Origin of the sequence: Streptomyces sp. Act143, assembly GCF_003143935.1 — a bacterium.
Classification (GTDB): domain Bacteria; phylum Actinomycetota; class Actinomycetes; order Streptomycetales; family Streptomycetaceae; genus Streptomyces.
Genome location: NZ_QFRX01000001.1, coordinates 5,955,079 through 5,976,633, shown reverse-complemented (window position 1 = coordinate 5,976,633; position 21,555 = coordinate 5,955,079). Strand labels below are relative to the sequence as shown.

Below are 21,555 nucleotides of genomic sequence, written 5' to 3'. Positions count from 1 at the left end.
GGACATGGGACAGAACGGCAAGAGCGACCTCTCGCTCCCACTGAGCGAGCTGGAGGACTACGGACGCCGGCTGCGGTCGATCAAGACCCGCCTCAACCACACCAAGAAGCTTTTCGAACAGTACAAGGACGACATCGGCGACGGCAGCGTCAACGACGCCCTCGACGACTTCGAGTCCAACTGGGAGGACGGGCGCGAGGACATCACGCAGCAGCTCGACGCGCTGGCGAAGATGTCGGACGCCGTCGTCCGTGAGTTCAAGAAGCTCGACGACGAGCTGGCCAAGCAGGTCAACGACAAGATGAAGACCGAGGACAAGCGGCCGAAGAAGGAGAAGTAGGCGGCCGGCCCGGGCCACAGCCCCGGCCGGTCTCAGCCGACCTCGTTCTCCGCGACCGCCTGGCCGTGCACGACGACATCCCCGCCGTAGAACATCCCCGTGAACACCGGCGAGTACGTCAACTGCACCTCGACCTCGACCTGTTCGGCGTCCGCCGCCACGCAGTGGGTCGCGGCGATGTCCGCGCCGGACATGTCCATCTCGCGGGCGAACGCCTTCACGCGGGCGTCGCAGTTCCCGAAGTTGATCGGGGCGGGGCCGTTCTCGTCGTCGTAGAGGGATTCGAGGTCGATGTCCTGGGCGGCGTAACGAGCGGCCTGTTCGGCGATGTCGGCGGCGCGTTCGCGCTTGCTGATGGACAGGCCGCCGTCGATCACGAAGGCGGAGAGCGAGAGGAAGACGAGCGCGAAGATGATGACCGCGCCGGCGCCCGAGCCGCGGTCGTCCATCGCGGCCCGGCGGGAGGACACCCAGGTGTGGAGGAGGTCTCTCATGCCCGTCACACCGTCCTCCGGAAGGGGTCGAGCGGGGAGCTGAAGCTCGCCGTCAGGGTGGTCGGGACGTCCAGGCCCAGCATCGCCAGGCCGCGTACCTCGCAGCTCACCTCGACCGTGAAGAAGGTGGCCGCCTCGAAGCCGGCGCTCGTCTGGTTCACCGTCACGGGGCCCGAGCAGACGTCCGCGAGGTCGGCCTCGGCCGCCTTGCGGGCCTCGGACATGGCCGTGGCGTGGTCCTTCTGGATCGATCCGGCGCGCGCCGCGTCCCGGGCCGCGCTGTCGATCGCTCCGCGGCCGTCGACGAGTTGCCCGAAGGCGACCAGGACCAGGATGAACAGGATCATCACGGGGGCCAGAATCACGACCTCGACCGTGGACAGGCCCCGGTCGTCCTGCCCGCACCGACGGGCACGGACGCGGGCCGACCCGGCAGAGAACTCGGAGAACCTCATGGTCTAGTTCCCGCCCTCCTGCACGAACCTCTCCACCGGCCCCTGCGACTGCGCGTGCACCGTGAGGTCCAGGCCCGGGAACACGGTCGGCACCTTCGCCGTGATCTCCACGCCCACCGTGTTCTGCTCGGGCTGGAGCATCGTCACACGGGGCGACAGCACCAGCTGCGGACCGAGCTGGCTGATGTAGCTGTCGACGACGTCCTGCGCCTCCCCGCGCCAGCCGCCCGGCTGGGCGTCGGCCGTCGCCCGGGCCTTGCGGGCGCCCGCCTGGGCCGCCGCCTGGGCGACATGGTCGGCGAAGAAGTACAGCGCGAACTGGACCGTCGCGAAGATCATGAAGAACAGGACCGGGGTGAGCAGCACGAACTCGATCGCGGTCATGCCGGAGTCGCCGCGGGCGGACGCCTCTTTCCGAGCCGTCTCCACCCTGCGGCGCATCCATCTGCCCACGCCAACGCCCACGCGCAACCCCGTCAACTCGCCCCCGTAACAGATGAGATCAGCAGGTCTTGCCCGCGTCGGCACCCTTGATGCAGTTGCCGACCTTGTTCGCGCCCTCGCTCAGCGCGGCGTTGATGATCGCGGCCACGACACCGACGATCGCCACGACGACCGCGGAGATGATGACCCACTCCACCGCGGAGGCACCGCGGTCCAGTTCGCCGGAGCGGGCCCGCTCGACGCGGGCGCTCAGGAAGGTGACCAGGAAGTCCACCGCGGGGATTCCGGTGCTGAAGTTCCGTCCGTTCATGATGTGTTGTCCTCTCGATACAGCGGTTGGCAGCGGTTGGCAGCAGTTCTGGAAGCGACTCAGGGACTCGGCTCAGGACACCTGGAACACCCGCATGGCCGCCGGGAAGATCAGGAACACCAGGAAGCCGGCGCACAGCAGCAGCTGCGCCACGAGCATCGACTGCGACTTCTCACCCGCGCTGCCCTCGATCTCGGCGAGCTCGCGGTGGCGCATGGTCTCCGCACGGGAGGCCAGGGACTCACGGACCTTCGCGCCGTCGTCGGCGACCAGGGCCAGGGAGGCGGAAAGGTCCTTCAGTTCCTCCACGCCCAGTTCCTCACCGAGCTGGCCCAGCGCCTGCCACTGGCTGAGGCCGGTGATGCGGGCGTCGGCCAGGGCATTGCGGATGCGCTGGGTCGCCCAGCCGTCCGAGACCTCCGCCGCCGCCATCAGGGCCTCCGGCAGACCGCGTCCGCCGGCGAGGCTCATCGACACCAGGTCGAGGTACGCCCCGATCACCCGCCGCAGGTCGCGCCGCTTCTCGGCCGCGTCCCGCCGTACCTCCAGGTCGGGGAGGAAGAAGAAGACGGCCGCGAACGTGAGCGCCAGCCAGACCGGGATGATCGGGCTGCTGCCCAGGCTCAGCGTCCACGCCACCGCGAACAGGAAGGGGCCGAAGAACAGGCCCGCGACGCCGAGCAGCACCTTCGTCGCCAGGAACTTCTCCCAGCTGCGGTCCAGCACGGCGAGGTCCGCGCGCAGCGACCGCTGCTCCCAGCCCTGCTGGAGGTAGAACTCGGCGACGCGCACCCCGACATCGGCCCGCAGGGAGCCGAGGCGGCCCTCGGCGGCGGAGGCCCGGGGGGACTCGTACGCCGCTCCGCGCGCCCGCATCGCGTCGATCCGCGCGACCTGCGAGACCGCGCTGCGCTTGCTCGGCATGAGGGCGCGGACGAGGACGTAGATGCCCAGACCGAAGACCGCGCCGATGACGACCGGCATCGTCAGACTCATCGACGTACCCCCTCTTCCTGCTGGAGCGGCTGGGACGGCGTCCGGGGCCGGACGAACTGGACCCCGGACTGGTCCTTGACCAGGAAGCGTTCGGGCGTCTCGATGGTGGACAGCTTGCGCAGCCACCAGAAGCCGAGCGCGAACAGGCCGCAGACACAGGCGAGGACGAGCTGGCCGACCGCCGTGCCGTACGGCTCGACGAAGTCCCGGTTGAAGATGGACAGGCCCAGCACGAACGCGATCGAGACGGCGACGACGATCTGCACCGAGCGGCGCGTCGACGACCGCTGCGCCATCACGCGCTGCCGCATGTCGACCTCTTCGCGCGCCGACTTCGCGAGGGCGCCGAGCACCTGGCGCAGACCCGGGCCGCGCAGCCGGGCGTTGAGGATGAGGGCCGCGACGATGATGTCGGCGGACGCGTCGTCGATCTCGTCGGCGAGGTGCTGGAGCGCGTCCGGCAGCGGGGTACGGGACCGCAGCCGGTCGACGAGCGCGTCCAGGTGCGGACGCAGCACGGGGGCCGCGGCACGCGCGGACGCCGGAATCGCCTGCTCCAGGCCGACCGCACCGGCGATGGTGTCACGCAGCGACTCGGTCCAGGAGGCGAGGGCCTCCACGCGGCGCATGGCGGCACGCTCCTCCGCGGCACCGCCGAAGAGGCGGTCCCAGAAGAAGACGAGCACCCCGGCGGCGATCCCGGCCACCGCCCAGCGGGTGAGCAGCAGCACGACCAGCCCGACGATGGCGGCGAGCGAACCCCGTTGACCGGCGAACCGGATCAGCTCGTTCGCCCGCTCGGCGGCCTTCTGCTTCTCGTGGTCGGGCTTCGCGGGCAGACCGCGTACGGCGACCATGAACAGCGCGAGGCCACCGCCGACGGCGACACCGCACGCCAGCGCGTAGAGCACGGTGGTCGAGAACAGCCCGCCCATGGAACCGAGCGAGCCCGGTGCGGCAAGGTCCTGAGTCATGTACGTCACCCCCACATTCCCGTGGGCCGGTAGCCCTGCGCGATCAGCTCGTCCACGCAGGCGATGGGCGCGTGCGGCACGATCCGGCCGTCCGGGGCCTCGGCGAACACCTCGCTGGACAGCACCCGGCCGTCGACGCCGTTGACCTCGCGGATGGAGGTGACCATGCGCTGAAGTCGGCCGCCCGACTGGAAGTTGTTGCGCCGCTGGATGAACACGACGAAGTTGACCGCGCCGGCGATGAGCATCTGGCTGGCCTCGATGGGCAGCCGCTCCGACGCCTGGAGCGCGTAGGTGGAAATACGGTTGAAGACCTCGTGCGAGCTGTTGGCGTGGATCGTGGACAGTGAGCCGTCGTTGCCCTGCGACATCGCGTTGAGCATGGTCACGATCTCGTCGCCGAGCACCTCACCGACGATGACGCGGGAGGGGTTCATACGCAGCGAACGCCGTACCAGCTCGGCCATGGAAATCATGCCCTGGCCCTCGGAGTTGGGCAGCCGCTCCTCGAACGCGACGACGTTGGGGTGGAGGTCGGTGAAGGTGTCGAGGCCGAGCTCCAGAGCACGTTCGACGGTGATGAGGCGTTCGTGCGGCGGGATTTCGTTCGCCAGGGCCCTCAGCAGCGTCGTCTTACCGGCGTTGGTCGCACCCGCGATCATGATGTTCTTGCGGGCGCGGACCGCGCAGGCGAGGAAGTGCGCGACCTCGGGGGTGAGGGTGCCGTTGCCGACGAGGTCGGAGATGAAGACCTTGCCCATGCGGGCGCGACGGATAGACAGCGCGGGGCGCCGGGTGACGTCCATGACCGCCGACAGACGCGAGCCGTCCGGGAGGCGGAGGTCGAGCTGCGGGTTGGCTGAGTCGAAGGGACGGGACGACAGGCCGGAGTACGCGCCGAGCACCTGGATGAGCTCGATGAGCTCCTCGTCGGACTCGGCGACCGGGTCCTCCTTGGCCTCGCGGCCGTCGGAGTAGCCGACGAAGACCTGGTCGTACCCGTTGATGTCGATGTTCTCGACCTCGGGGTTGTCGAGCAGCGGCTGAAGCCGTCCCACGCCGAACAGCGCGGCGTGCACGGCTGCGGCGTACTGCTCCTCGGTCTCCGCGTCGAGTGGCGTCCGACCGGCGTTGATCTCCGTCCGGGCGTAGTCCTCCAGGATCTGGGCTATGACCGCGCGGGCGTAGTGCCGCTCGTCCTCGCTGGACATCGGCGTGACACCGGCGACCTGGTCCTGGCGCCGCTGCTCGGCGATCCGGTCACCGGCGTCCTGCCGGAACCGCTTGACCAGTTGATGGTCGACAGCGGTCATCGCCCGGCCTCCGCATGGCCGTTCAGCTGGCCGTGCTGAGCCTGGGTGGGTACGGACCAGGCGGCGCCGTACTGCTGGTAGAGGTCCGCGGTGACCTTGCGGGCGCTGCGGATCAGCAGCGACTTGTCGAGGCGCCCGCGCTTGCGGCCGGCCAACTGGTCGGCACCGGCGGGGTCGTCGGCGATGGTGCCGACCACCCGGGCGCCGGTCTGGGCGTGGACGAGCATGTCGTTGACCTGGCCGGCGATCTTCGCGGCGTCGTTGGTGTCGGTGATGAGGACGACACCGATCATCGGCAGGCCGAGGGTGGCGGCACCGCGCTGACCGCCGTGCAGCTTGTTGCCCAGGGCGGCGGCGCGGTCGCGGACGCGGGCGATGGCCTCGGGCTCGGTCCGCGAGATGAGCAGCACGAGTGAGGCGTGCGGGAACAGGTCCACGACCGGGGTGTCACCGGCGATGCGGCCGCAGTCGGCGATGACGTCGGCGGGAGCGTTCGGGGACTCGGCGAGCGAGGCGAAGGAATGGCCGAGCGTGGGCCACAGACCGGCGAGACCGGCGGCCTGCTCGGCGTTGCCCAGGCCAACGAGCACTTCGAGCCCGCCGCTCAGCGGCTGGACGTGGTCCCAGATCTGGTCGGGGACGAGTCCGCGGCGCGCGGTGGCGGCGATGGACAGCATGCCGGTGTTCGGGTTGAGCGGGCCTCCGTGCGCGGCGGCACTGCGGTAGACGAGGTCGCCGCCCGCCGGGTCGGTCTCGGCGAGCAGGACGCGCCGGGGCCAGACCGCCGCGAGGGCGACGGCCGCGGTGGTGACGCCGGGGGAACCCTTGTCGGCGGCGAGAGCGATGAGCGCCATGAGGTCAGAGCCGCCTTCTAGTTGCCGGAGACGTGCACGACGGCGACGGCACCCGCGGAGGCCGCCTTGGCCACGGCGGCCGCGTCGTCCTGGTCGACGAGGAGCGTGAGCGAGAGGTTGCCCGTACTCACGGTCGCGTCGCTGTCCTCGGCGACCTTGTCGACCTTCGCGCTGTCGACGATCACGCCGCCCGACGAAGCGGAGGCCGAGTTGTTGCCGTTCGAGTCCGAGTTGGAGCTGGAGGAGCTGGTCTCCACGTTGTAGACGGCAACGGTGTCGCCGGCCTTGATGTCGGCGGGGTACTGCCCCTCCTTGAGGGCCACGCCCACGGCGGCCTTGCCCGCGGGCAGGCTGGTGCCCTTGGTGAACATGTCGCCGATGACGACCGTGCCCGCGTAGATCGTGGACTTGGCCTTGTAGGCCGAGAGGGTTCCCAGGTCGCCCCACTCGACGTAGTTGATGCTGTCGTCCTTGGCGACCAGCACGGAGGTCGCGTTACTGCTGTTGACCGACTCGCCGGCCGGGATCTCCTTGGTCACCTTGACGACCTCGATCCGGTCGCCGGCCTGGAGCACCAGCATGGTCGCGCCGAGCGCCCCCACCAGGATCAGCAGCACCGCCAACGCGGCCAGCGCCGGTTTGCGCTCGCGAGGAGGTGTGGGAAGCCGGTCACCGACCGAAGGCTGAGCCGGAACGGCGGAACGACCCTGACCCGCCCCCGTACGCTCTTGGATCTTCACGCAACCGCTCCCCGTACACCCAAGAAAAGAGTCTGCCAAAACAGCTGAAAATTAGGACACTTCACCCAGGTCCACTCGACTTGTGCGAATAGCCATCGCTGGGGTGAGTGTCAAGCCATCGCACCGTATCAGCCGCACATAAGCCCCTCAAGGCGCGTTCGGCGTCATGCTCCTCACCCCGCCCCCCGTTATTCATCTGCAACTTCAGGGGCGTTCGGCTCAGTTGTCCGGCAGCCGGAGAAGGGTCGTGACCTGTGCGGCAGCGAATCGATGCGCCGTATGCCACTCCACCCGCGCCGGAGTGTTCGTCACGACCCGGCCATGAGGCCTGCACGATTCACTCACGAAGGCCCGGAAGCGCCGTGCCATGATCTTTTGCCCGAACCACGTACACGGAGAGTTGTAGCGATGACACAGCCGGAGACGGACCTCCTGCCGATCGGAGGGGCGGCGCTGGCGTCCGACCCCCGCGTGCTGGAGGTGGTGCGGGCGACAGCCGCGCGCACCGGCGTCGACTACACCGACGACCGCGCGGTGTCCGTTCTGCTGGCGGAGCGCCGCACGGCCGCGCACGCGGCGCAACACAGGCCGCTGGCCTGGGTGGCGGGTCTGACCCTGGTGGCCGTCGTGTGCTGGGTGTTCACGGCCATGGGTGTCCCCGCGCTGGGGCCGACGCAGGCGGCGCTGGCGGGCCCTCCCCTGATCGCGGCCGTCGCAGCGCTGGTCCACGTCCGCAAGGGCTGGCGGCGCGAGCTGGAGCACCCCGCCCTCGCCGGGTACCGCGAGGTGCTCGGCGTGGCCCGGGCGCACGGGCTGCCGCTGGCGCACATCCCGCCGTGGCTGGAGGGTCGGCCGGAGGCCGGGGGCGGGGGCGGGAAGGCGGTGCTGCCGATCCCGACGTACCCGAAGGCGGAGACGCCCGCGGTGCCCACGCCCGCGCCCTCAACCGCCCCCGCTCCGCACGCCTCCGCCCCTGTCCCGCACGCCTCCGTCCCCGCCCCCGTTCCCGCCCCCGTCCCGCCGAAGCCGGCCGCCGTCGCCGAGTACGAGCGCATCGCCGACACCGGGGGCTGGCACGACGAGGCGGGCTGTCTGCTGATCATCGCGGGCGCCGTCGGCGCAGGGTGGGCCTGGTCGGAGACGGAGCCGATCGGCTACGGGGCCCTCGCCCTGATCCCCCTCGCGTTCATCGTGTGGCTCATCGGCCGCAATCAGGGCAGCGAGAAGGCGCGGTTGAGGGCGGAGGCGACGGAGTACGTCCGGGCGGTCGCGGCGGCGCAGGCGGCCGGGGCGCAGGTGCCCGAACTCTCACCGCAGCTGCAGAAGTTGCTGCACGGAACATACGTCCCGTAAACACACGCAAGGCACGCAAAACATGCACGTCATGCATGACATGCATGACACGGAAGGCACAGACGAAGACCGCGGAGTCCCCTTAATGAAGCGCGCCGCACTGGCCGCCCTCCCGCTGCTGTCCGCGCTGTCGCTCGTCACGCTGACGGCGTGCGGCGGAGCGGACGGAGACTCGGACGCGAGGACGACCGACCAGGCGAAGGCCACGGCCACGGCCACGGCAGCCGCTACGAAGCCCGCCGCGGACCCGGCGAAGGAACCCGCGAAGCTGCTCGACAAGAAGGTCTGCGCCCCGATGGCGTACGCGACGAACTACCTCCCCCTCGGCGACCCCGAGGCGTCGCTGGTCCGCATCGCCGACAACGGCAGGACCGTCTACACCTACATCACCCTCGCCACCTACGCGCCGGGCAAGGCCGAGGCGGCGATGAAGGGCCTGGCAGAGGCGGCCTCCGCCTGCACGGCGGGCTACACCGCGAAGTCCGCGAAGGCCTCCACCACCTACTCCTCGGTGAAGAAGGAGACGGCTCCGGCGGCCACGGGCGCGGACGAGTCGATCGCCACCGTCTCGACGGTCCCTTACCAGGGCACTCAGACGATGCGCACCCAGACCTTCCGCTTCGGCGACACGATCGTCAACTACTTCTCGATCGACAGCGGCGGCTTCATCAACGGCCGCTCGGCCCAGGCCACGGTCCCCGAGGATGTGGTCAAGGCGCAGAACGCGAAGCTCGGTTAGAACTCCTCGGGGTCGAGGGCGTGCCGCAGATAGGCCTCCAGGTTTCCGGCCACAAAGCTGCGGGAGTCGGTCTCGTGGTCCCACACGAACACGTCGTGGTCCCGCTCCGGCACCCGCACGAAGGCGAACTGGTCACCCCCGCCGTCGTCCCCGAAGAACATCAACGGTTCGAACGGCATGTACAGCGAACGGAATGCGGGCGTACGGCGAAAGGCGAGGTTGTCGTCGAGGATGCGCGCCGCCGACCAGACGACGTCTTCGCCGGTCTGCCCCACCACCCCGTCGCACTCCAGCAGCAGCGCCCGCAGCCCGGGCGGCAACCGCTGCCCGAGGCCGGCCTCGGCACGGTCGAGCGCGGCGGGGTCGGCAGGGGTGGCCGCCCGTGCCTCCGGGTACGCCGCGACAATCTCCCGCCACATCTCGGATGCTCCTCACCGGTCGGCGATGTCAGTGCTCGTCCCTACTCTGTCCCCATGATCGCCACCACCGACAACGCCACCCCCGAGGCCGAATACGCCTTCCCACCCACCCTGGCGGCCATATGCCAGGCCGAGTTCGCATACGACGACGGCGACGGCATCGACTTCGAGCCGTACGACGCTTTCCTCCCCGTCGACGACGCCACGGCCTGGCTGCGCCAGTGGACCGGCAACCACGACCTCGACGGCTCCGCGTACCGGTTCTTCGGCCAGGACGGTACAGGGGGAGGCGCCGCGCTCTGGTCCGTCCGCGAGGGCCGCCCACTCGCCGACCAGCCGGTCGTGTTCCTGAGCTCGGAGGGCGAGACCGCTGTGGTGGCCGGGAACCTGTCGGACTTCCTGTGGGTACTGGCTGACGGCTTCGGCCCCTTGGAGGCAACCCTGTTCCCCAGCCGCACCCCACGCCAGAACGACCACTTCGCCTCCCTCGCCCACCTCCACGCGACGACCCCGTGCCGCTCGGCCCACGAGATCTTCGCGGAGGCTCGGACGGAGTTCCCGACGTTCGACGAGGACATAGAGAAGCTCTGCCGCTGATCCATGGCGGAGGAGGGACCGAGCGGCAGCAGGGCAGGAGCGGAGAGAACGGGGCAGACTCAGGATCAGGCGCAGGAGCGAACACCGGCACATCACGAGCGCACACTGCAAGCCCGCCCCCGACGAACACGTCATCGTCAAAGCCCGCGTCTCCTTCGCGACGGGCGCCGCTCTCCGCGTCAAAGGACGGCGGCGATGGTCCCGCGACCCCGAACGCTGCGACATACAAACCGAGTCGCCTGGCCGGCCGACGGGCCCGTCGTACCGCCCGTGTCCGACGGTGATGGTCGCCCGCACCCTCCCCTGGCAACTCGCCCCGGCCCGCCGCCCCGACACCGGCACCGACGCCACCCACGCCGTACTCACCGACCGTCGCTTCGTCCTCCTCGGCGCACTGGACGACCCTCGGGAGCCATGGAAAGAGGTGCTGTGGCAAACCGAGTTGACCACCGTCGCGACGAGCGAACGCAGAACGTACGGCGTCGCGGGGCATGACCTCCGGATCGTCTTCACGGACGGCTCCTGGTCCCATCTCCCGTCACCGGACAGCGCGGCCTCCCCCTGCAGAGCTTTCGCACTAGCGAACCGTCCCAGTAGAGTGCCGCGCGTGAAAACAGGCGGGGAACGGGGGAACACGGCGATGCGGGCGGCGACGCGGACGACGGCGGCTCACGCGACAACGGGGCCGAGGCCCTCCCCGGCCTTCCTCACGGTCTGCGCCTTCCTCACGGTCGGCGCCTTCCTGATGGCTCTCCTCGCGACCGTCACCCCGACAGCCCACGCCGCCGAGCCCGCCACCGACACCCAGGCCGCCTACCTTGCCGAGCAGCTCCGCACGAGCCCGGTCTACGTCACCGACCAACTCCCGCGTGAGATCCCGAAGTCCACCACCCCTGCCTTCACCAAGCTCGCGAAGCGCACCGGCGTCCCCACCTACGTCCTCGTCCTCCCGATGGAGGCCGCCGACGGCGAGGCGCTCCTCGGCGCGGTGCACGACCGCCTCGGCAAGGACGGCCTCTACGTCCTGATCGACGACTCGTCGGTCACGGACGCGACCGCGTACGGCGTGAGTGCCCCCGCCGACGACGCGGTCACCACCGCCTCCTACGAACTCCCCTACGACGCAGGACCGTTGCGCAGCTTCGAGCGCTTCGTCGACGTCATCGCGGAAGGCGGCGAGAAGGCCGCCGCCCGCGCGGAGACGGCCCGCGCCAGGTACGACGCCGACGGCGAGCCCGCCGACATGTACATCGGCCCGAGCGACCGCGACAACCAGTCGTTCCTCACCGGCATCGCCCTCACGGGCGTACCGCTGGCGATGCTGCTGCTGGTGCCTTACGTACGACGATGGTGGCGCCGCAGGCCGGGAGCGCCGGTGCCCCTCAAGAAGCGCGATCCGACCCCACGTTGGCACCGCTGGCTGCTCCCTGCCGCCGCCGTCGCCACGGGCGTCGCGATCGCCGTGACCGCCCCGCACGTCTTCGACCAGACGACATCGAGCGCCTCCCCGCGCCCCCGGGCCATCGACCTGAACGCCCGTCTCGACCGCGTCGCCGAGGGCCTGTCCCAGGACCCGGTCTACCAGGACCCGGAGAGCCCCCGCGCCCTGGACAAGCCGCAACTCGATCAACTCCACGCCCGCATCGCGAAGTTCCAGTCCTCGAAGGGCGGCGGGCCGGTCTTCATGGCCCTCGTCCCGCAGCTGTACGAGGACGAGTCCGGCAGCGACGAGGAGAACTTCGCGTACGCCGTCCACGACAAGCTGGGCAAGGACGGCGTGTACATCGTCGCCGACCCCCTGAACGGCTACATCGACGTCTTCAACTACGGCCTGGGCCTGGACTCCTACAGCCTCCTCTACGACCTCCCGGAGTCCGTCACCTACGGCGACGAGAAAGCGGACGAGGCCGACGACCACCTCCTCGGCGAGCGCCTCACCACCGTCATGACCACCCTGGACGAGACTGAGCGCACGGACGACCCGACGACACCCGGCGACCCGTACCCGATCACCGACCCGCTCACCGAGGACGAGCTCAACCCGCTCTTCTACGGCGACTTCTGGCCGGGTCTGGTCATCGGCACCCTCGCGGCGAGCGCGCTGCTGGCCCTGGTCGCGGCGGCCCTGGGCCTCACCCGCAAGTCGCTCCTGCGCCGCAACCCGGAACCGCTGGAGCCCTCGACCCTGCCGACCGTGTCCCCGGCCATGCCGACGAAGCCCTACCTGCGCGACACGGCCCGCTGCGAACTCCAGGCGCTGACACGCGCATTCGGCACCGGTGAGTCGGCCGACACCCGCGCCCGCAACCGCTACGACGCGACGATGCTCCTGGCGCCGCAGGGCGACAGCGTGGACGATCTGTCCCCGGCGACCCTCACCGCGATCATCGTCCTGGCCCGGGCGACCCGCGCCGCCCTCACCGGCGACGACAGCACCCTGTGCTGCGGCGTGAACCCCCTGCACGGCCCGGCGAGGACCAGCCGCCACGTCCGGACGTCCAGCGTGGAGACCCGCAGGCGGATGCTCCCGCTGTGCGAGGTCTGCCTGGACGACCCGCACAAGATCCCGGCCCGTCTGCTGAAGCTGCCGCCCAACGGGGTGCCGTACTACGAGGACGAGCTGCTGTCGGCGGTCCCGGACGGTTTCACGAAGCTCGGCCGGAAGGTACGGGAGGCGGCACATGCGCCGTAGGAACATGCGTCGCGCTCTGGCAACCGCCCTGCTGGCGTTGGTGTTGTCGATGCTCTCGGGCTCCCCCGCGGGAGCGGCCGAGTCCCCCGGCGAACACATCGCGAACGCCCTGCGCAAGTCACCCGTCTACGTGTCCGACGCCTACGCCGACGCCGTACCGCCCTCCCGCCGGCGCCAGTTGACGAAGCAGATCGCGGCGACCGGCCTCCCCATCAAGGTCGTCCTCACCCCCCTCACGAAGGGCGACAACTTCGACGGCGAGGCGGACACCCTGGCGTCGGTGATCCACGACCGCCTGGGGCTCCGCGAGTTCATCCTCATCACGACGGACGGCGACTTCACCGACTCACTCAACGGCTACGAGTGGCCCGCCGACACCCACCAGACCCACGACGCCGTGGCCGCCGCGGGCTTCCTGGACGAGACACGGGACGCGGGGTTGGCGGACCTGACCGCGAAGGCCGTGGAGCTGGTGGCGGCGGGGAACGGGACAAGGGTGTACGAGGAGGCGATCCAAGACCTGGGCACCTCGGCCCCGGCGCCCTCCCCCACGCCCACGCCCGAGCCGGATACGCAAGAATCGACGTGGGCATGGCTGCTGCCGGCCATCCCGACACTCGCTCTGCTGACGCTGGGTGCCCTGCTCCTCGTACGAAGGCGCCGCAGGGCAGGCGGCCCCCCACCGCCCTCGCCCTTCGCCTACCCGCAAGCGGTCTTCGCGGCGGCCGAAGCGGCCGACGAGAGCGCCCTGCGCCGCCGTGCGGAGGCCGAGGTCATCGCACTCGGCGAGGCGGCCCAGGCGGCATCACCGGGCGCGACACCGTCTCTGGAACGGGCGTTGGACGCGTACTCCGCTGCCTCCAAGGTCCTGGATGCCGCGCGCGGCCTGCCCGACCTGGCAGGCGTACTCGCCCTGGTGACGGAGGGCCGGGACGCCCTGACCGACACCGTGTCCGCCCTCCCCCTCTGCTTCTTCAATCCCCTGCACGGCCGAGCGACCCGCCGCACCACCTGGCGCCCCCTGGGCCGCCGGGACCGCGCCCAGGTGGCGACCTGCGCCGCCTGTACCGGCGCCCTGCGCCACCACCGCGCCCCCGAGGTCCTCACCGACACCACGACGGACGGACACCAGGTCCCGTACTTCGAGGTGCCGGCCGAGCGGAGTGTGTGGGCGGCGACGGGGTACGGGTCGCTCCTGCGGGGCGAGGATTCGCTGACGGTTCGGCTGGCGCGGGGGGACTTCACGCACGCGCAGGAATGACACCGAACGACACCGAATGCCACCGAATGCCACTGAATGCCACCGAGCGATGCTGAGTGACGCCGAGGGATACCGACGCAGTGAACCACGGCCGTATCGGCCGGTCGGCCGAATCCGCCCTCAGTCCTCGAACCGATGCGTCTCACGCCGGTAAGGCCGGGTCACGAAGGGAATCCGGTGGGGTCGCCAGAGGTCGTCGTTCTCGCTCAGGCTCAGCTCGCCGTCTTTCCGGAGCAGCCAGATCGCCTCGTACTGGTAGTGAAGCACCGCGTCACCATCGATCTGCTCCAGCAAGGCGAGCACCAGGCGGAGCATGTCGTCCTGCTGGTCGCTGATCTCGGTGTCCTTGGCCATGCGGAAGGCAGCAGAGACGGTAGGCGTGAACCCCAGGTCTGCGACAACCGGGTGCCAGGGGTGCGGCGTTCCCTGTCGGGCCACCCGAATCCAGGTGCCGTGCCGGGTGTTCGCACCGGGGTCGACGAGCAGTTCGGGAGTGACCGTGGCATCGAATACGCCGATGCCCCTACCGATCTCAGCCAGCCGAGCCGCGACTTCGGCCGTCGACGTCTCGGTCGCGCAGTCGAGGTCGTAAGAGATTGCCATGCTGATCTGATCCTACGGATAGAGGTGGACGACATTGCCGGCCCGATCGATGACCGTGACCTCTTTCAGCCCACCCATGGGCCAGTTCTGGAACTGCGACCGCAATGCTCCCAGGTCCGCGTCGCTGTCCCTCAAATTGAGAACCACCCCATCTGTCTGACCTGCGTCGACCTTCTTCTGGACGGCCGACCAGATGGAACGGGGGTTCTCTGTTCCACGTCGTAGCCCTGCCTTTTTGCCAGGGTCTCCGCGGATGCACCTCCCGGCCTTTCGCACGTACCGTCTCGGCGGCATCGTTCTTGCTGAGCGGCTCTGGCCTCCCCCGTGGCCGCGCGGCCGGATCCGGCGGTCCGGCCCCGCCGCGTCCTGCATGATGTTCGCCCTCCCGGCGCCCGCCACGGACAGCCCCACACCGATCTGCGCGGCGGCGGCGACGTTGATGGGGATGCCGATGGCCGCTCCGATCCCCGTGGCGTCCAGCAGCCCACTGCCGATCTCCTCGCCGGCGCCGAGGGCGGCGAGGCCGAGGCCGTCCCCCGTTCGGGCACGATCAGGACACGACTCACATCCGCAAGCGCCCCGTACGTCCGGAATTGCCTCGTTCACAGGCAAGTTCGCTCTGGCGAAACAGAGAACCTCACCGATACCGTCAGATCACTTGACTGAACTTATGTCTCACGGGGAGTTCACTGTGAAGCGCCGCTCTTTGCCCGTTGCTGCCGCGCTGGTGGCAACGGCCTCACTGCTGTTGACGGCCTGCGGCAGCGGGGACGACAAAGCCAGCGACAACGACAAGATCGCCGGCGCTGATCAGGGGTCGGCGACGCCGAGCGCGTCGGCGTCTGCGTCGGGGGCGCCGGCAGAGGACAAGCCGGATGGGGTGGATGTGTCGCTGCCCAAGGACGTCGACTTCGTCTTCGACTGGGCCAAGCCGAAGGAAAAGAACGAAGCAGCGGCGATGGATGACGCCGCGAACTTCCTCCGCGCCATCTACCAGGGCGTCGACAGGCACACGACGAAGAACGCGGCCGTCTCCACGTATGCCACCGGCGGGGGACTGAAGTACGCGACCACGCAGATCAACGCCTACATCGACGGCGGCTGGACAGTCACCGGCACCCGGCGCCACTACGACGCCACAACCCGGTCCGCCGCCAACGGCGAGTCGGTAGAGGTGGCGTTCTGCTCCGACTCGACCAAGTTCTACGCCAAGGAGACCAAGACCGGGAAGGTCCTCAAGACCGAACCCAGCATCGTCGACTTCGACTACTACAAGATCATCATGGTCAAGTACCCCACGGGCGCGGATCTGTGGCAGGCCTCGAAGGTGTACGTCGAAGAGAAGGCGGCGAAGTGCCAGTGATGAGCACGCTTCGCCCGCTTCTCGCTACCGCGGTACTGACGCTGACCGTAGGTGCCCTCACCCTCACAGCTCCCGCCTACGCAGGAACCGGGGTGGGTACCGGCAAGGGCGACGAGGCACAACAGTCGGCCGGCAGCGACGACAAGGGCATCTACGCCGCCGCCAAAATCCAGTACTCCGGCTCCGTCACCAAGAACGGCAGCACCGGCAACGTCACGTCCTCCGACGTCAACTGGACGCCCCCGCCCTGCTGGTACGCCCCCTACCTCGGCGCCAAGGACTTCAAGAAGAAGATGTCCGGGGAGATCGAGAAGGCCAAGAACACCCCCGGCATGGGCGGCACCGCGGGAACGGCGATCGGCCAGGTGCAGCAGCACTACGAGGACGAGTACGGCTGGACCGACACCCCCGGCTACAAGGACTACAACGTCGACAAGGACGGCGAGGGAATGTTCTGGGCCGGGGTGGAGAACCCCAACGAGCCCGACATACTCAAGCGCAGCTCCTGCAACGAGCTCCCCTTCTGGGTCGACAACGGCGACACCCCGCCGCCCCAGTACCCGGAAGCCATCAAGCCGGAGATGCTGGCAGCCCTGGCGTACCAGCACATGACGCTGCCGGACACCAAGGTCACCCTCGCCCCCGCAGCCACGACGAAGGTGAACCTCCCGACCTGGGCCTGGCTCGACAAGACCGTCTTCGACGAGGTCCGGGCCACGGCGGCCATCAACGTCCCGGGCTTCAACATCCAGGCGACGACCACGGCCAAGCCGGTGTCCCTCAAGCTGGAGCCGGGAACGGACGACGCCCAGACGTACCCGGCGTCCGGCCAGTGCGTGATCAACGCCGACGGCTCGATCGGCGAACCGTACGCCAAGGGCAAGTCGGACGAGACCCCGCCCTGCGGCCTCAAGTACCTGCGTTCTTCGGGCAACGGCACATACAAACTCCGCGCCACGATCACCTGGGACATCTCCTGGACCGGCACGGGCGGCGCCGGCGGCGACCTGCCCGACGGCACCTTCGGCAACGAACAAGCCGTGACCGTCCAGGAAATCCAGGCCGTCAACCGCTGACAGCACACGATGGGATCCGTATGCGTGAGCAGTTCCTGTGCTCTCGCGCTTCAGAATGACCCGCATACATTGCGTGCCACAACGTCGGAGCGACAGTCCCATGCGATCGTGAGGGAACGCACGGAGAAGGAGGATCGATGTCGGACTTGATCGTGGACTACGACCTGCTCAACAATTCTGCAACACAACTCAGCGAGATCAAGAAAGAGTTCAAGGAACTCGGCGAATGGAAGAAAGAAATCACTTCCGTCGTCGGCGCGTCTGAGCTCCAGAAGGCCATGACTGATTTCATCGATAACTGGGACGACAACCGGAAGAAGCTCCTAGAGGATTTGGACAGCGTCGGAAAGATGGTCGAGGGTACCCGGGACGCCTTCATTGGCCTCGATAACGAACTTGCCAAGACTGGCAAGAAGAAAAAGTAAGAAGAACCCTATCACCTACTGAAGCGCTGTCTGTGGGGGACAAGAATGGCAAGGCCCAAGGACTGGCATCCGCTGCGCGAGAGCGATCCCGTACCCGGCGACCCTGAGGGTGTTCGCGATCAGGTCAAGCACATGAAGAAGATCGCCGAGTACCTGCGCACACAGGCCCAGGCGCTCACAGCCATGGCGGACGCCGACAACCTCAAGGGCGATTTCGCGGACGAGCTGTCCGAGAACGCTCGGGGCTTGGGGCGGAAACTGGACCTGGCAGAGGACCGTTACCGCGAGGTCAAAGGACATCTCTCCCATTGGGCTGACGATCTGGAAGAGTTCCAGAAGAAGGCAGACAAGGCGCTGAGCGATGCCAAGGAAGCCCAGCAGGTCATCGACAGCCGTAGCGCCAAACCCGAAGACAAGTCGAAATCCAAGAAGAAGGACGGAGATTCGGGTGACTCCCCGAAGGAAGATCCCGTTCTCAAGCAGGCCAAAGAGGACCTCGAAGACGCCCGGAAGCGCCTCAACACGGCGGAAGGCGACTACCAGGAACGTGCAATTCACTTCGCCGGCAAGATCCGGTCGTCCATCGACGACGACATGAGAGACAGCTGGTGGAACGACTTCAAAGGGTGGGTCGCCGACCAGGAATGGCTCAGTACCGTCGCCGACTGGGCCAGTTGGATCGCCACAGGCGTTGGTATTCTCGCCATGTTCTTCCCGGCGATCGGTGTCATCGCACTTGTTCTCACCGTAGTAGTGGCCGCCATCCATCTGACTCAAGCGGCCACAGGAAATGGTTCATGGTTCGACGTGGTGATGGACATCGGCGCACTGAAAATGGCCCGCAACGGAATTAAAGCAGCAAAAGCCATCAAGGCTTTGCAGCAAGCATCCCGCAAGACCGCCGGCGGCCTCGCCAACGCCGAGAAGGCCGCACAATCCGCAGCCCGTAACCAAGGAGCCAGAAAGTCCGCCACGCGGGCGGCCAGGAAGCGCGGCGGCACCTCCAGCGCCAACCGCCAGAAGGCAAATGCGCGACTCCAGAAGATGCTGGAGAAAAACCGCAAAGCAGGCCAGAAGGCGGAGGGCGAGGTGCGTGACGCCGAAATGCCGCAGATCTCCGTAAAAGAGAAGGCCAGCGTATTGGGTGACGCAAAGGTTGGCCAGCAGGTGAAGGACATCAAGAAGTGGCGGGATGCCTACCCCGACAACACCAGCCTCGCCGACAACGCTCGCCAAGCTGAGCGCAATAAGGACCTCCTCCAGGGGTCGTGGGCCGTCAGCACCGGGCTCGATGCCGCCGACAAGAGCGCGGACTCCGTCACTGACGACGGGTACAGCAGAATGAAGGACCGCATGACGGCACCGGTGCCCATGACGTCACAATGGTGAGGAAGACTCGACGATGACCGATCAGCAGCGCCCGAAGGACACGAGCGAGGGCGACCAGCGCACACAACGCATCGCCTACGGCCTGGGCGCCGTCAAATGGATCTTCGTGTTGGCTCTCATCCGTCTGTTCGCAGGCCCCATGACCAAGGATCTCTTCAACAACGAGCTGCTCCCGATGCCCACATGGGAGTGGTCACTGTGTTCACTCACTCCGGGGATCCTGGTATTCCTGTGCCGACGTCCGTCGGACTGGCGATATCTCAGCAGCGAACTCACCATCCTCAAGTGGGCGCTGCGCTTCTACTTGATCTATGGTCTCGCCTTCGCTCTGTTCCAAGGCGTGTGGGTGCTCTGGATCGCCGTCGCGGCAAGCATTAGCGGCCTTGTGGCAATTTGGAAACTTGAGCAGAGGGAGCCGGCGCATGCAGGCTGAAGAGCAGACGAAGTCAGTCGCCGATGCCGGTCATCCCGTGACCGGCTACCGCGTCCTCCTTCCCGGGCAGTGGGATCAGGTGCCACTGCGGCAGGGCACCGAGGAAGCCATCCAGCGCATCCTGAAGACCGCCTTCTCGCGCATCCCTGAGGACGCCCCGCAAGACAAGATCGGCCCGTACAAGCGCGAGCTCGAGCGGCGCTTTCGGGCAGCAGTCGCCCAGGCACAGCAGGGAAAGGCCCTGGACCTGTATCTCCCGGTGAAACCGACAGCGGATGTCAACCTGGGTGCGTCCATTGTCGTTTCAGAGACTCTCCTGCCCCGGCACGAACAGGGTTCGGGCCAAGCCGAGCCGGCTGATGTGGCTGTTCAGCTGCTGGCGCGGGATGGCGTCGACAACGCCGACCTGAGTTCAGGGGAGATCGATGGGGCTCTTGCTGTTCGCCGTGAGCACGTGGTCGACGCCGACCCCACACGTGGTGCCGAACTCGCATCGCGCCGTGTCGAATACATTATTGCCGTACCCGACGATCACGCCCGGTGGTTCATCGCTGCCTTCTCGACGGTCGGAGGCGGGGACGCGCGCGATGAGCTGGCCGATGCTCTCGTCGAATGGTTCGACGCCGTCATGGCGACCTTCCGCTGGAGGCGAGGGTGAGCGACTTCCTGCCCGTCATCGACATCGAAGACATCGACCCCTACCCGTGGACTGTTCTCCCGCCACGTGGAGGCGAAACGGGACCCTTTGAAGAGTGGGACGACATCCGCTCCTGGTGCCGTGAGGAAGCCGAGGATCTGTGGCTGGACCGTGAACTCGACCCCGGACCGAACGGTGTCGACTTCGTGGCAGGCACGCTGGAACGCTGTGCCGAGGCTTTCTCTCCACCAGGCTCAGACCACTGGCTCTTCCTTCATCGCGATCATCCGACTGACCTTCCGCTGCCGGTCCTGGCGGCGATCGGGCCCTCGACAGAGGCCCGCGAGCCGACCCTCCGAGCGCTGACCCTGGCTGATGACAGGAGCGCCGTCCAACCTCCGGTCGTCAAACGCTTCAAGTCCCCCAAGCTCGGGGAAGGCCTGACCGTTTTTCGCTATGTCCCTCAAGAGAATTCGCGGCACCTGCTCGCCTGCGTTCGTTATGCCTGGCAGGTTCCGGAGCATGGAGCCGACGTCGTGATCTGGACGGCCACTGAGGACGTCGCACGGATCATGCAGGCTGCAGAAGACTTGGAGTCTCTTGCTCGATCACTGGGAATCTACGCGCCGTGAGTGTCTGGTGCCCGCCCCTCACCGAAACCCTCCTGGCCCGCGTCCCCGTCACCTTCGCCACCGGCGCCGCCATGCCCGTCCGCGGCATGCGCTGGTTCCGGGACACCGAAGGCAATGACATCCAGGCCGAGTTGCCCGGCTGGCCCCAAGGGCCCACATACACGGCCCGGTCTGCCAGTGGGGCCATGGGGCGAGGTGCCGTCACGAGTCTCGGGTTCTTCCTGGGCAACGTAGCCGCCGCCGTTGTGAGTTCTCTCGTCCCCGGCACCCAGGGCTCCTTCGGCGACACCGGCTCCAAGACCTCCGACGACCCAGCGAACGAGGTCGCCGACTTTCCCGTCCTCTGGGGCGCACCCGGCAGCATCGCCCGCACCCTGCCTTGGCAGTTGGACCCTGCCCGCATGGATCAGAAGCGCTACCGCACGCACCTAATCGTCACCGACCAGCGCGTGATCGTCGTTGGGCTGCACCACCGCGAACGGGGCACGCAGCCGCCCGTCGACGACGAAGTGCTGTGGGAGACCCCGCGCTCCAACATCGCCGAAGTCGTGCGGCGGGACTTCAAAGGGGGCAACGACTTCAGGATTCTCTTCACGGACGGCTCCTGGTGCAGGCTCTACTCCCACTGGAGGCGGCTCGCCATGGAATACCTGGCCGACCACCCGGCCCTCGTGCCCCTCACATCACTCACACCCGCCCAGCGCAAGACCGTCGAGGTCTTCGCCTCCGCTCAGGCTCCCGACGCCTCGGCGCCCGCAATCACCCGCCGCGCGTGCGGCTGCTACGGCGTGGAGATTCTGGCGCCGAGCACCACCACTGCCTTCTACGGCATCCACGGCGAGAGCATGACCATGGATGCCGACGGCACCGAAGTAGACGTCACGGAATACCACTTGGAGGACTGGTCGCCCGAGGAACTGCGCGAGCTGCGCAGCCGGCATGCCCCGGAGCCCCCTTCGGGCCGCGTCCCGTAGGAGGCGCGGGGGTGGGCACGTCAGGCCCGGGAGCCCGCCCTC

General features: G+C 68.2%; 26 protein-coding genes. 14 read left to right on the top strand and 12 right to left on the bottom strand.

Going from position 1 to position 21,555, the window contains the following annotated elements; all coding sequences use genetic code 11:
- The first annotated feature begins 4 nt into the window (after positions 1-4).
- A complete protein-coding gene (locus DI272_RS27265; RefSeq protein ID WP_109497884.1) occupies positions 5-340 on the top strand; it encodes a hypothetical protein in 336 nt (111 codons plus the stop codon).
- Positions 341-372: 32 nt separating this feature from the next.
- Here the strand turns inward: DI272_RS27265 and DI272_RS27260 are convergent, their stop codons facing one another.
- From DI272_RS27260 to DI272_RS27220, 9 genes are all read right to left on the bottom strand, one after another.
- Complete coding sequence (locus DI272_RS27260) at positions 373-834, bottom strand: pilus assembly protein TadG-related protein (RefSeq protein ID WP_109501061.1); 462 nt, start codon at positions 832-834, stop codon at positions 373-375.
- 5 nt (positions 835-839) lie between these two features.
- The gene (locus DI272_RS27255; protein ID WP_109497883.1) at positions 840-1,289 is read right to left on the bottom strand and encodes a TadE/TadG family type IV pilus assembly protein; all 450 of its coding nucleotides are present in this window, start codon (positions 1,287-1,289) and stop codon (positions 840-842) included.
- 3 nt (positions 1,290-1,292) lie between these two features.
- Positions 1,293-1,730 carry a TadE/TadG family type IV pilus assembly protein gene (locus DI272_RS27250; RefSeq protein WP_109497882.1) on the bottom strand — a complete coding sequence of 146 codons (438 nt, stop codon included), beginning with the start codon at positions 1,728-1,730 and terminating at the stop codon, positions 1,293-1,295.
- A 61-nt stretch (positions 1,731-1,791) separates the two neighbouring features.
- Positions 1,792-2,043, bottom strand: coding sequence for a hypothetical protein (locus tag DI272_RS27245; RefSeq protein WP_109497881.1), 252 nt, complete (start codon positions 2,041-2,043; stop codon positions 1,792-1,794).
- Positions 2,044-2,115: 72 nt separating this feature from the next.
- On the bottom strand, positions 2,116-3,039 hold the full coding sequence (locus DI272_RS27240; protein ID WP_181387322.1) for a type II secretion system F family protein: 924 nt from the start codon (positions 3,037-3,039) through the stop codon (positions 2,116-2,118).
- Positions 3,036-3,974, bottom strand: a complete 939-nt coding sequence (locus DI272_RS27235) for a type II secretion system F family protein (protein ID WP_181387554.1) — start codon at positions 3,972-3,974, stop codon at positions 3,036-3,038. The genes DI272_RS27240 and DI272_RS27235 overlap by 4 nt, the downstream gene beginning before the upstream one ends.
- 44 nt (positions 3,975-4,018) lie before the next feature.
- A complete protein-coding gene (locus DI272_RS27230) occupies positions 4,019-5,326 on the bottom strand; it encodes a CpaF family protein (protein WP_109497880.1) in 1,308 nt (435 codons plus the stop codon).
- Entirely contained in the window at positions 5,323-6,180 is an 858-nt protein-coding gene (locus DI272_RS27225; RefSeq protein WP_109497879.1) for a hypothetical protein, read from the bottom strand. The genes DI272_RS27230 and DI272_RS27225 overlap by 4 nt, the downstream gene beginning before the upstream one ends.
- A 17-nt stretch (positions 6,181-6,197) precedes the next feature.
- Positions 6,198-6,920 carry a hypothetical protein gene (locus DI272_RS27220; protein ID WP_109497878.1) on the bottom strand — a complete coding sequence of 241 codons (723 nt, stop codon included), beginning with the start codon at positions 6,918-6,920 and terminating at the stop codon, positions 6,198-6,200.
- Positions 6,921-7,328: 408 nt separating this feature from the next.
- Between DI272_RS27220 and DI272_RS27215 the strand changes: the two genes are divergently transcribed.
- On the top strand, positions 7,329-8,273 hold the full coding sequence (locus tag DI272_RS27215) for a hypothetical protein (protein WP_109497877.1): 945 nt from the start codon (positions 7,329-7,331) through the stop codon (positions 8,271-8,273).
- Positions 8,274-8,358: 85 nt separating this feature from the next.
- The gene (locus tag DI272_RS27210; RefSeq protein ID WP_109497876.1) at positions 8,359-9,012 is read left to right on the top strand and encodes a hypothetical protein; all 654 of its coding nucleotides are present in this window, start codon (positions 8,359-8,361) and stop codon (positions 9,010-9,012) included.
- On the opposite strand, the gene DI272_RS27205 is transcribed toward DI272_RS27210, so the two are convergent.
- Positions 9,009-9,431 (bottom strand): SMI1/KNR4 family protein, encoded by a 423-nt coding sequence (locus DI272_RS27205; RefSeq protein ID WP_109497875.1) that lies wholly within the window; start codon positions 9,429-9,431, stop codon positions 9,009-9,011. The genes DI272_RS27210 and DI272_RS27205 overlap by 4 nt on opposite strands.
- Before the next feature lie 54 nt (positions 9,432-9,485).
- Here DI272_RS27205 and DI272_RS27200 point away from each other — a divergent pair, with 54 nt between their 5' ends.
- The 3 genes from DI272_RS27200 (at position 9,486) to DI272_RS27190 (ending at position 13,981) form a co-directional block, all read left to right on the top strand.
- The gene (locus DI272_RS27200) at positions 9,486-10,028 is read left to right on the top strand and encodes an SMI1/KNR4 family protein (RefSeq protein WP_109497874.1); all 543 of its coding nucleotides are present in this window, start codon (positions 9,486-9,488) and stop codon (positions 10,026-10,028) included.
- 283 nt (positions 10,029-10,311) lie between these two features.
- Complete coding sequence (locus DI272_RS27195) at positions 10,312-12,720, top strand: hypothetical protein (protein WP_258314693.1); 2,409 nt, start codon at positions 10,312-10,314, stop codon at positions 12,718-12,720.
- Positions 12,721-12,724: 4 nt separating this feature from the next.
- Positions 12,725-13,981, top strand: a complete 1,257-nt coding sequence (locus DI272_RS27190) for a hypothetical protein (protein WP_258314692.1) — start codon at positions 12,725-12,727, stop codon at positions 13,979-13,981.
- A 120-nt stretch (positions 13,982-14,101) separates the two neighbouring features.
- On the opposite strand, the gene DI272_RS27185 is transcribed toward DI272_RS27190, so the two are convergent.
- Positions 14,102-14,584 (bottom strand): SitI3 family protein, encoded by a 483-nt coding sequence (locus DI272_RS27185; protein WP_109497871.1) that lies wholly within the window; start codon positions 14,582-14,584, stop codon positions 14,102-14,104.
- Between the two features lie 12 nt (positions 14,585-14,596).
- A complete protein-coding gene (locus DI272_RS27180) occupies positions 14,597-15,190 on the bottom strand; it encodes a hypothetical protein (RefSeq protein ID WP_109497870.1) in 594 nt (197 codons plus the stop codon).
- A gap of 85 nt (positions 15,191-15,275) precedes the next feature.
- On the opposite strand from DI272_RS27180, the gene DI272_RS27175 reads away from it, so the two are divergent.
- The 8 genes from DI272_RS27175 to DI272_RS44645 all read left to right on the top strand — a co-directional run bounded on the left by DI272_RS27175 (position 15,276) and on the right by DI272_RS44645 (position 21,513).
- Positions 15,276-15,947 (top strand): hypothetical protein, encoded by a 672-nt coding sequence (locus DI272_RS27175; RefSeq protein ID WP_109497869.1) that lies wholly within the window; start codon positions 15,276-15,278, stop codon positions 15,945-15,947.
- On the top strand, positions 15,947-17,023 hold the full coding sequence (locus DI272_RS27170) for a hypothetical protein (RefSeq protein ID WP_109497868.1): 1,077 nt from the start codon (positions 15,947-15,949) through the stop codon (positions 17,021-17,023). The genes DI272_RS27175 and DI272_RS27170 overlap by 1 nt, the downstream gene beginning before the upstream one ends.
- Positions 17,024-17,160: 137 nt before the next feature.
- Positions 17,161-17,448: a hypothetical protein gene (locus DI272_RS27165; RefSeq protein ID WP_109497867.1), complete on the top strand. Its 288-nt coding sequence runs from the start codon at positions 17,161-17,163 to the stop codon at positions 17,446-17,448.
- Between the two features lie 45 nt (positions 17,449-17,493).
- Entirely contained in the window at positions 17,494-18,837 is a 1,344-nt protein-coding gene (locus tag DI272_RS27160) for a putative T7SS-secreted protein (RefSeq protein ID WP_109497866.1), read from the top strand.
- Positions 18,838-18,850: 13 nt separating this feature from the next.
- The gene (locus tag DI272_RS27155) at positions 18,851-19,270 is read left to right on the top strand and encodes a hypothetical protein (protein WP_109497865.1); all 420 of its coding nucleotides are present in this window, start codon (positions 18,851-18,853) and stop codon (positions 19,268-19,270) included.
- A complete protein-coding gene (locus DI272_RS27150) occupies positions 19,260-19,928 on the top strand; it encodes a hypothetical protein (RefSeq protein ID WP_109497864.1) in 669 nt (222 codons plus the stop codon). The genes DI272_RS27155 and DI272_RS27150 overlap by 11 nt, the downstream gene beginning before the upstream one ends.
- Entirely contained in the window at positions 19,925-20,539 is a 615-nt protein-coding gene (locus DI272_RS27145) for a hypothetical protein (RefSeq protein WP_109497863.1), read from the top strand. Before DI272_RS27150 ends, DI272_RS27145 begins: the two co-directional genes overlap by 4 nt.
- Positions 20,536-21,513: a hypothetical protein gene (locus DI272_RS44645; RefSeq protein WP_181387321.1), complete on the top strand. Its 978-nt coding sequence runs from the start codon at positions 20,536-20,538 to the stop codon at positions 21,511-21,513. The genes DI272_RS27145 and DI272_RS44645 overlap by 4 nt, the downstream gene beginning before the upstream one ends.
- Positions 21,514-21,555: the final 42 nt, after the last annotated feature.

Bases quoted from the DNA above. Each gene is read 5' to 3' on its own strand.
- DI272_RS27265 (WP_109497884.1), top strand. From the start codon at position 5: ATGGGACAGAACGGCAAGAGCGACCTCTCGCTCCCACTGAGCGAGCTG.
- DI272_RS27260 (WP_109501061.1), bottom strand. From the start codon at position 834: ATGAGAGACCTCCTCCACACCTGGGTGTCCTCCCGCCGGGCCGCGATG.
- DI272_RS27255 (WP_109497883.1), bottom strand. From the start codon at position 1,289: ATGAGGTTCTCCGAGTTCTCTGCCGGGTCGGCCCGCGTCCGTGCCCGT.
- DI272_RS27250 (WP_109497882.1), bottom strand. From the start codon at position 1,730: ATGCGCCGCAGGGTGGAGACGGCTCGGAAAGAGGCGTCCGCCCGCGGC.
- DI272_RS27245 (WP_109497881.1), bottom strand. From the start codon at position 2,043: ATGAACGGACGGAACTTCAGCACCGGAATCCCCGCGGTGGACTTCCTG.
- DI272_RS27240 (WP_181387322.1), bottom strand. From the start codon at position 3,039: ATGAGTCTGACGATGCCGGTCGTCATCGGCGCGGTCTTCGGTCTGGGC.
- DI272_RS27235 (WP_181387554.1), bottom strand. From the start codon at position 3,974: ATGGGCGGGCTGTTCTCGACCACCGTGCTCTACGCGCTGGCGTGCGGT.
- DI272_RS27230 (WP_109497880.1), bottom strand. From the start codon at position 5,326: ATGACCGCTGTCGACCATCAACTGGTCAAGCGGTTCCGGCAGGACGCC.
- DI272_RS27225 (WP_109497879.1), bottom strand. From the start codon at position 6,180: ATGGCGCTCATCGCTCTCGCCGCCGACAAGGGTTCCCCCGGCGTCACC.
- DI272_RS27215 (WP_109497877.1), top strand. From the start codon at position 7,329: ATGACACAGCCGGAGACGGACCTCCTGCCGATCGGAGGGGCGGCGCTG.
- DI272_RS27210 (WP_109497876.1), top strand. From the start codon at position 8,359: ATGAAGCGCGCCGCACTGGCCGCCCTCCCGCTGCTGTCCGCGCTGTCG.
- DI272_RS27205 (WP_109497875.1), bottom strand. From the start codon at position 9,431: ATGTGGCGGGAGATTGTCGCGGCGTACCCGGAGGCACGGGCGGCCACC.
- DI272_RS27200 (WP_109497874.1), top strand. From the start codon at position 9,486: ATGATCGCCACCACCGACAACGCCACCCCCGAGGCCGAATACGCCTTC.
- DI272_RS27195 (WP_258314693.1), top strand. From the start codon at position 10,312: ATGGTCGCCCGCACCCTCCCCTGGCAACTCGCCCCGGCCCGCCGCCCC.
- DI272_RS27190 (WP_258314692.1), top strand. From the start codon at position 12,725: ATGCGTCGCGCTCTGGCAACCGCCCTGCTGGCGTTGGTGTTGTCGATG.
- DI272_RS27185 (WP_109497871.1), bottom strand. From the start codon at position 14,584: ATGGCAATCTCTTACGACCTCGACTGCGCGACCGAGACGTCGACGGCC.
- DI272_RS27170 (WP_109497868.1), top strand. From the start codon at position 15,947: ATGAGCACGCTTCGCCCGCTTCTCGCTACCGCGGTACTGACGCTGACC.
- DI272_RS27165 (WP_109497867.1), top strand. From the start codon at position 17,161: ATGTCGGACTTGATCGTGGACTACGACCTGCTCAACAATTCTGCAACA.
- DI272_RS27160 (WP_109497866.1), top strand. From the start codon at position 17,494: ATGGCAAGGCCCAAGGACTGGCATCCGCTGCGCGAGAGCGATCCCGTA.
- DI272_RS27155 (WP_109497865.1), top strand. From the start codon at position 18,851: ATGACCGATCAGCAGCGCCCGAAGGACACGAGCGAGGGCGACCAGCGC.
- DI272_RS27150 (WP_109497864.1), top strand. From the start codon at position 19,260: ATGCAGGCTGAAGAGCAGACGAAGTCAGTCGCCGATGCCGGTCATCCC.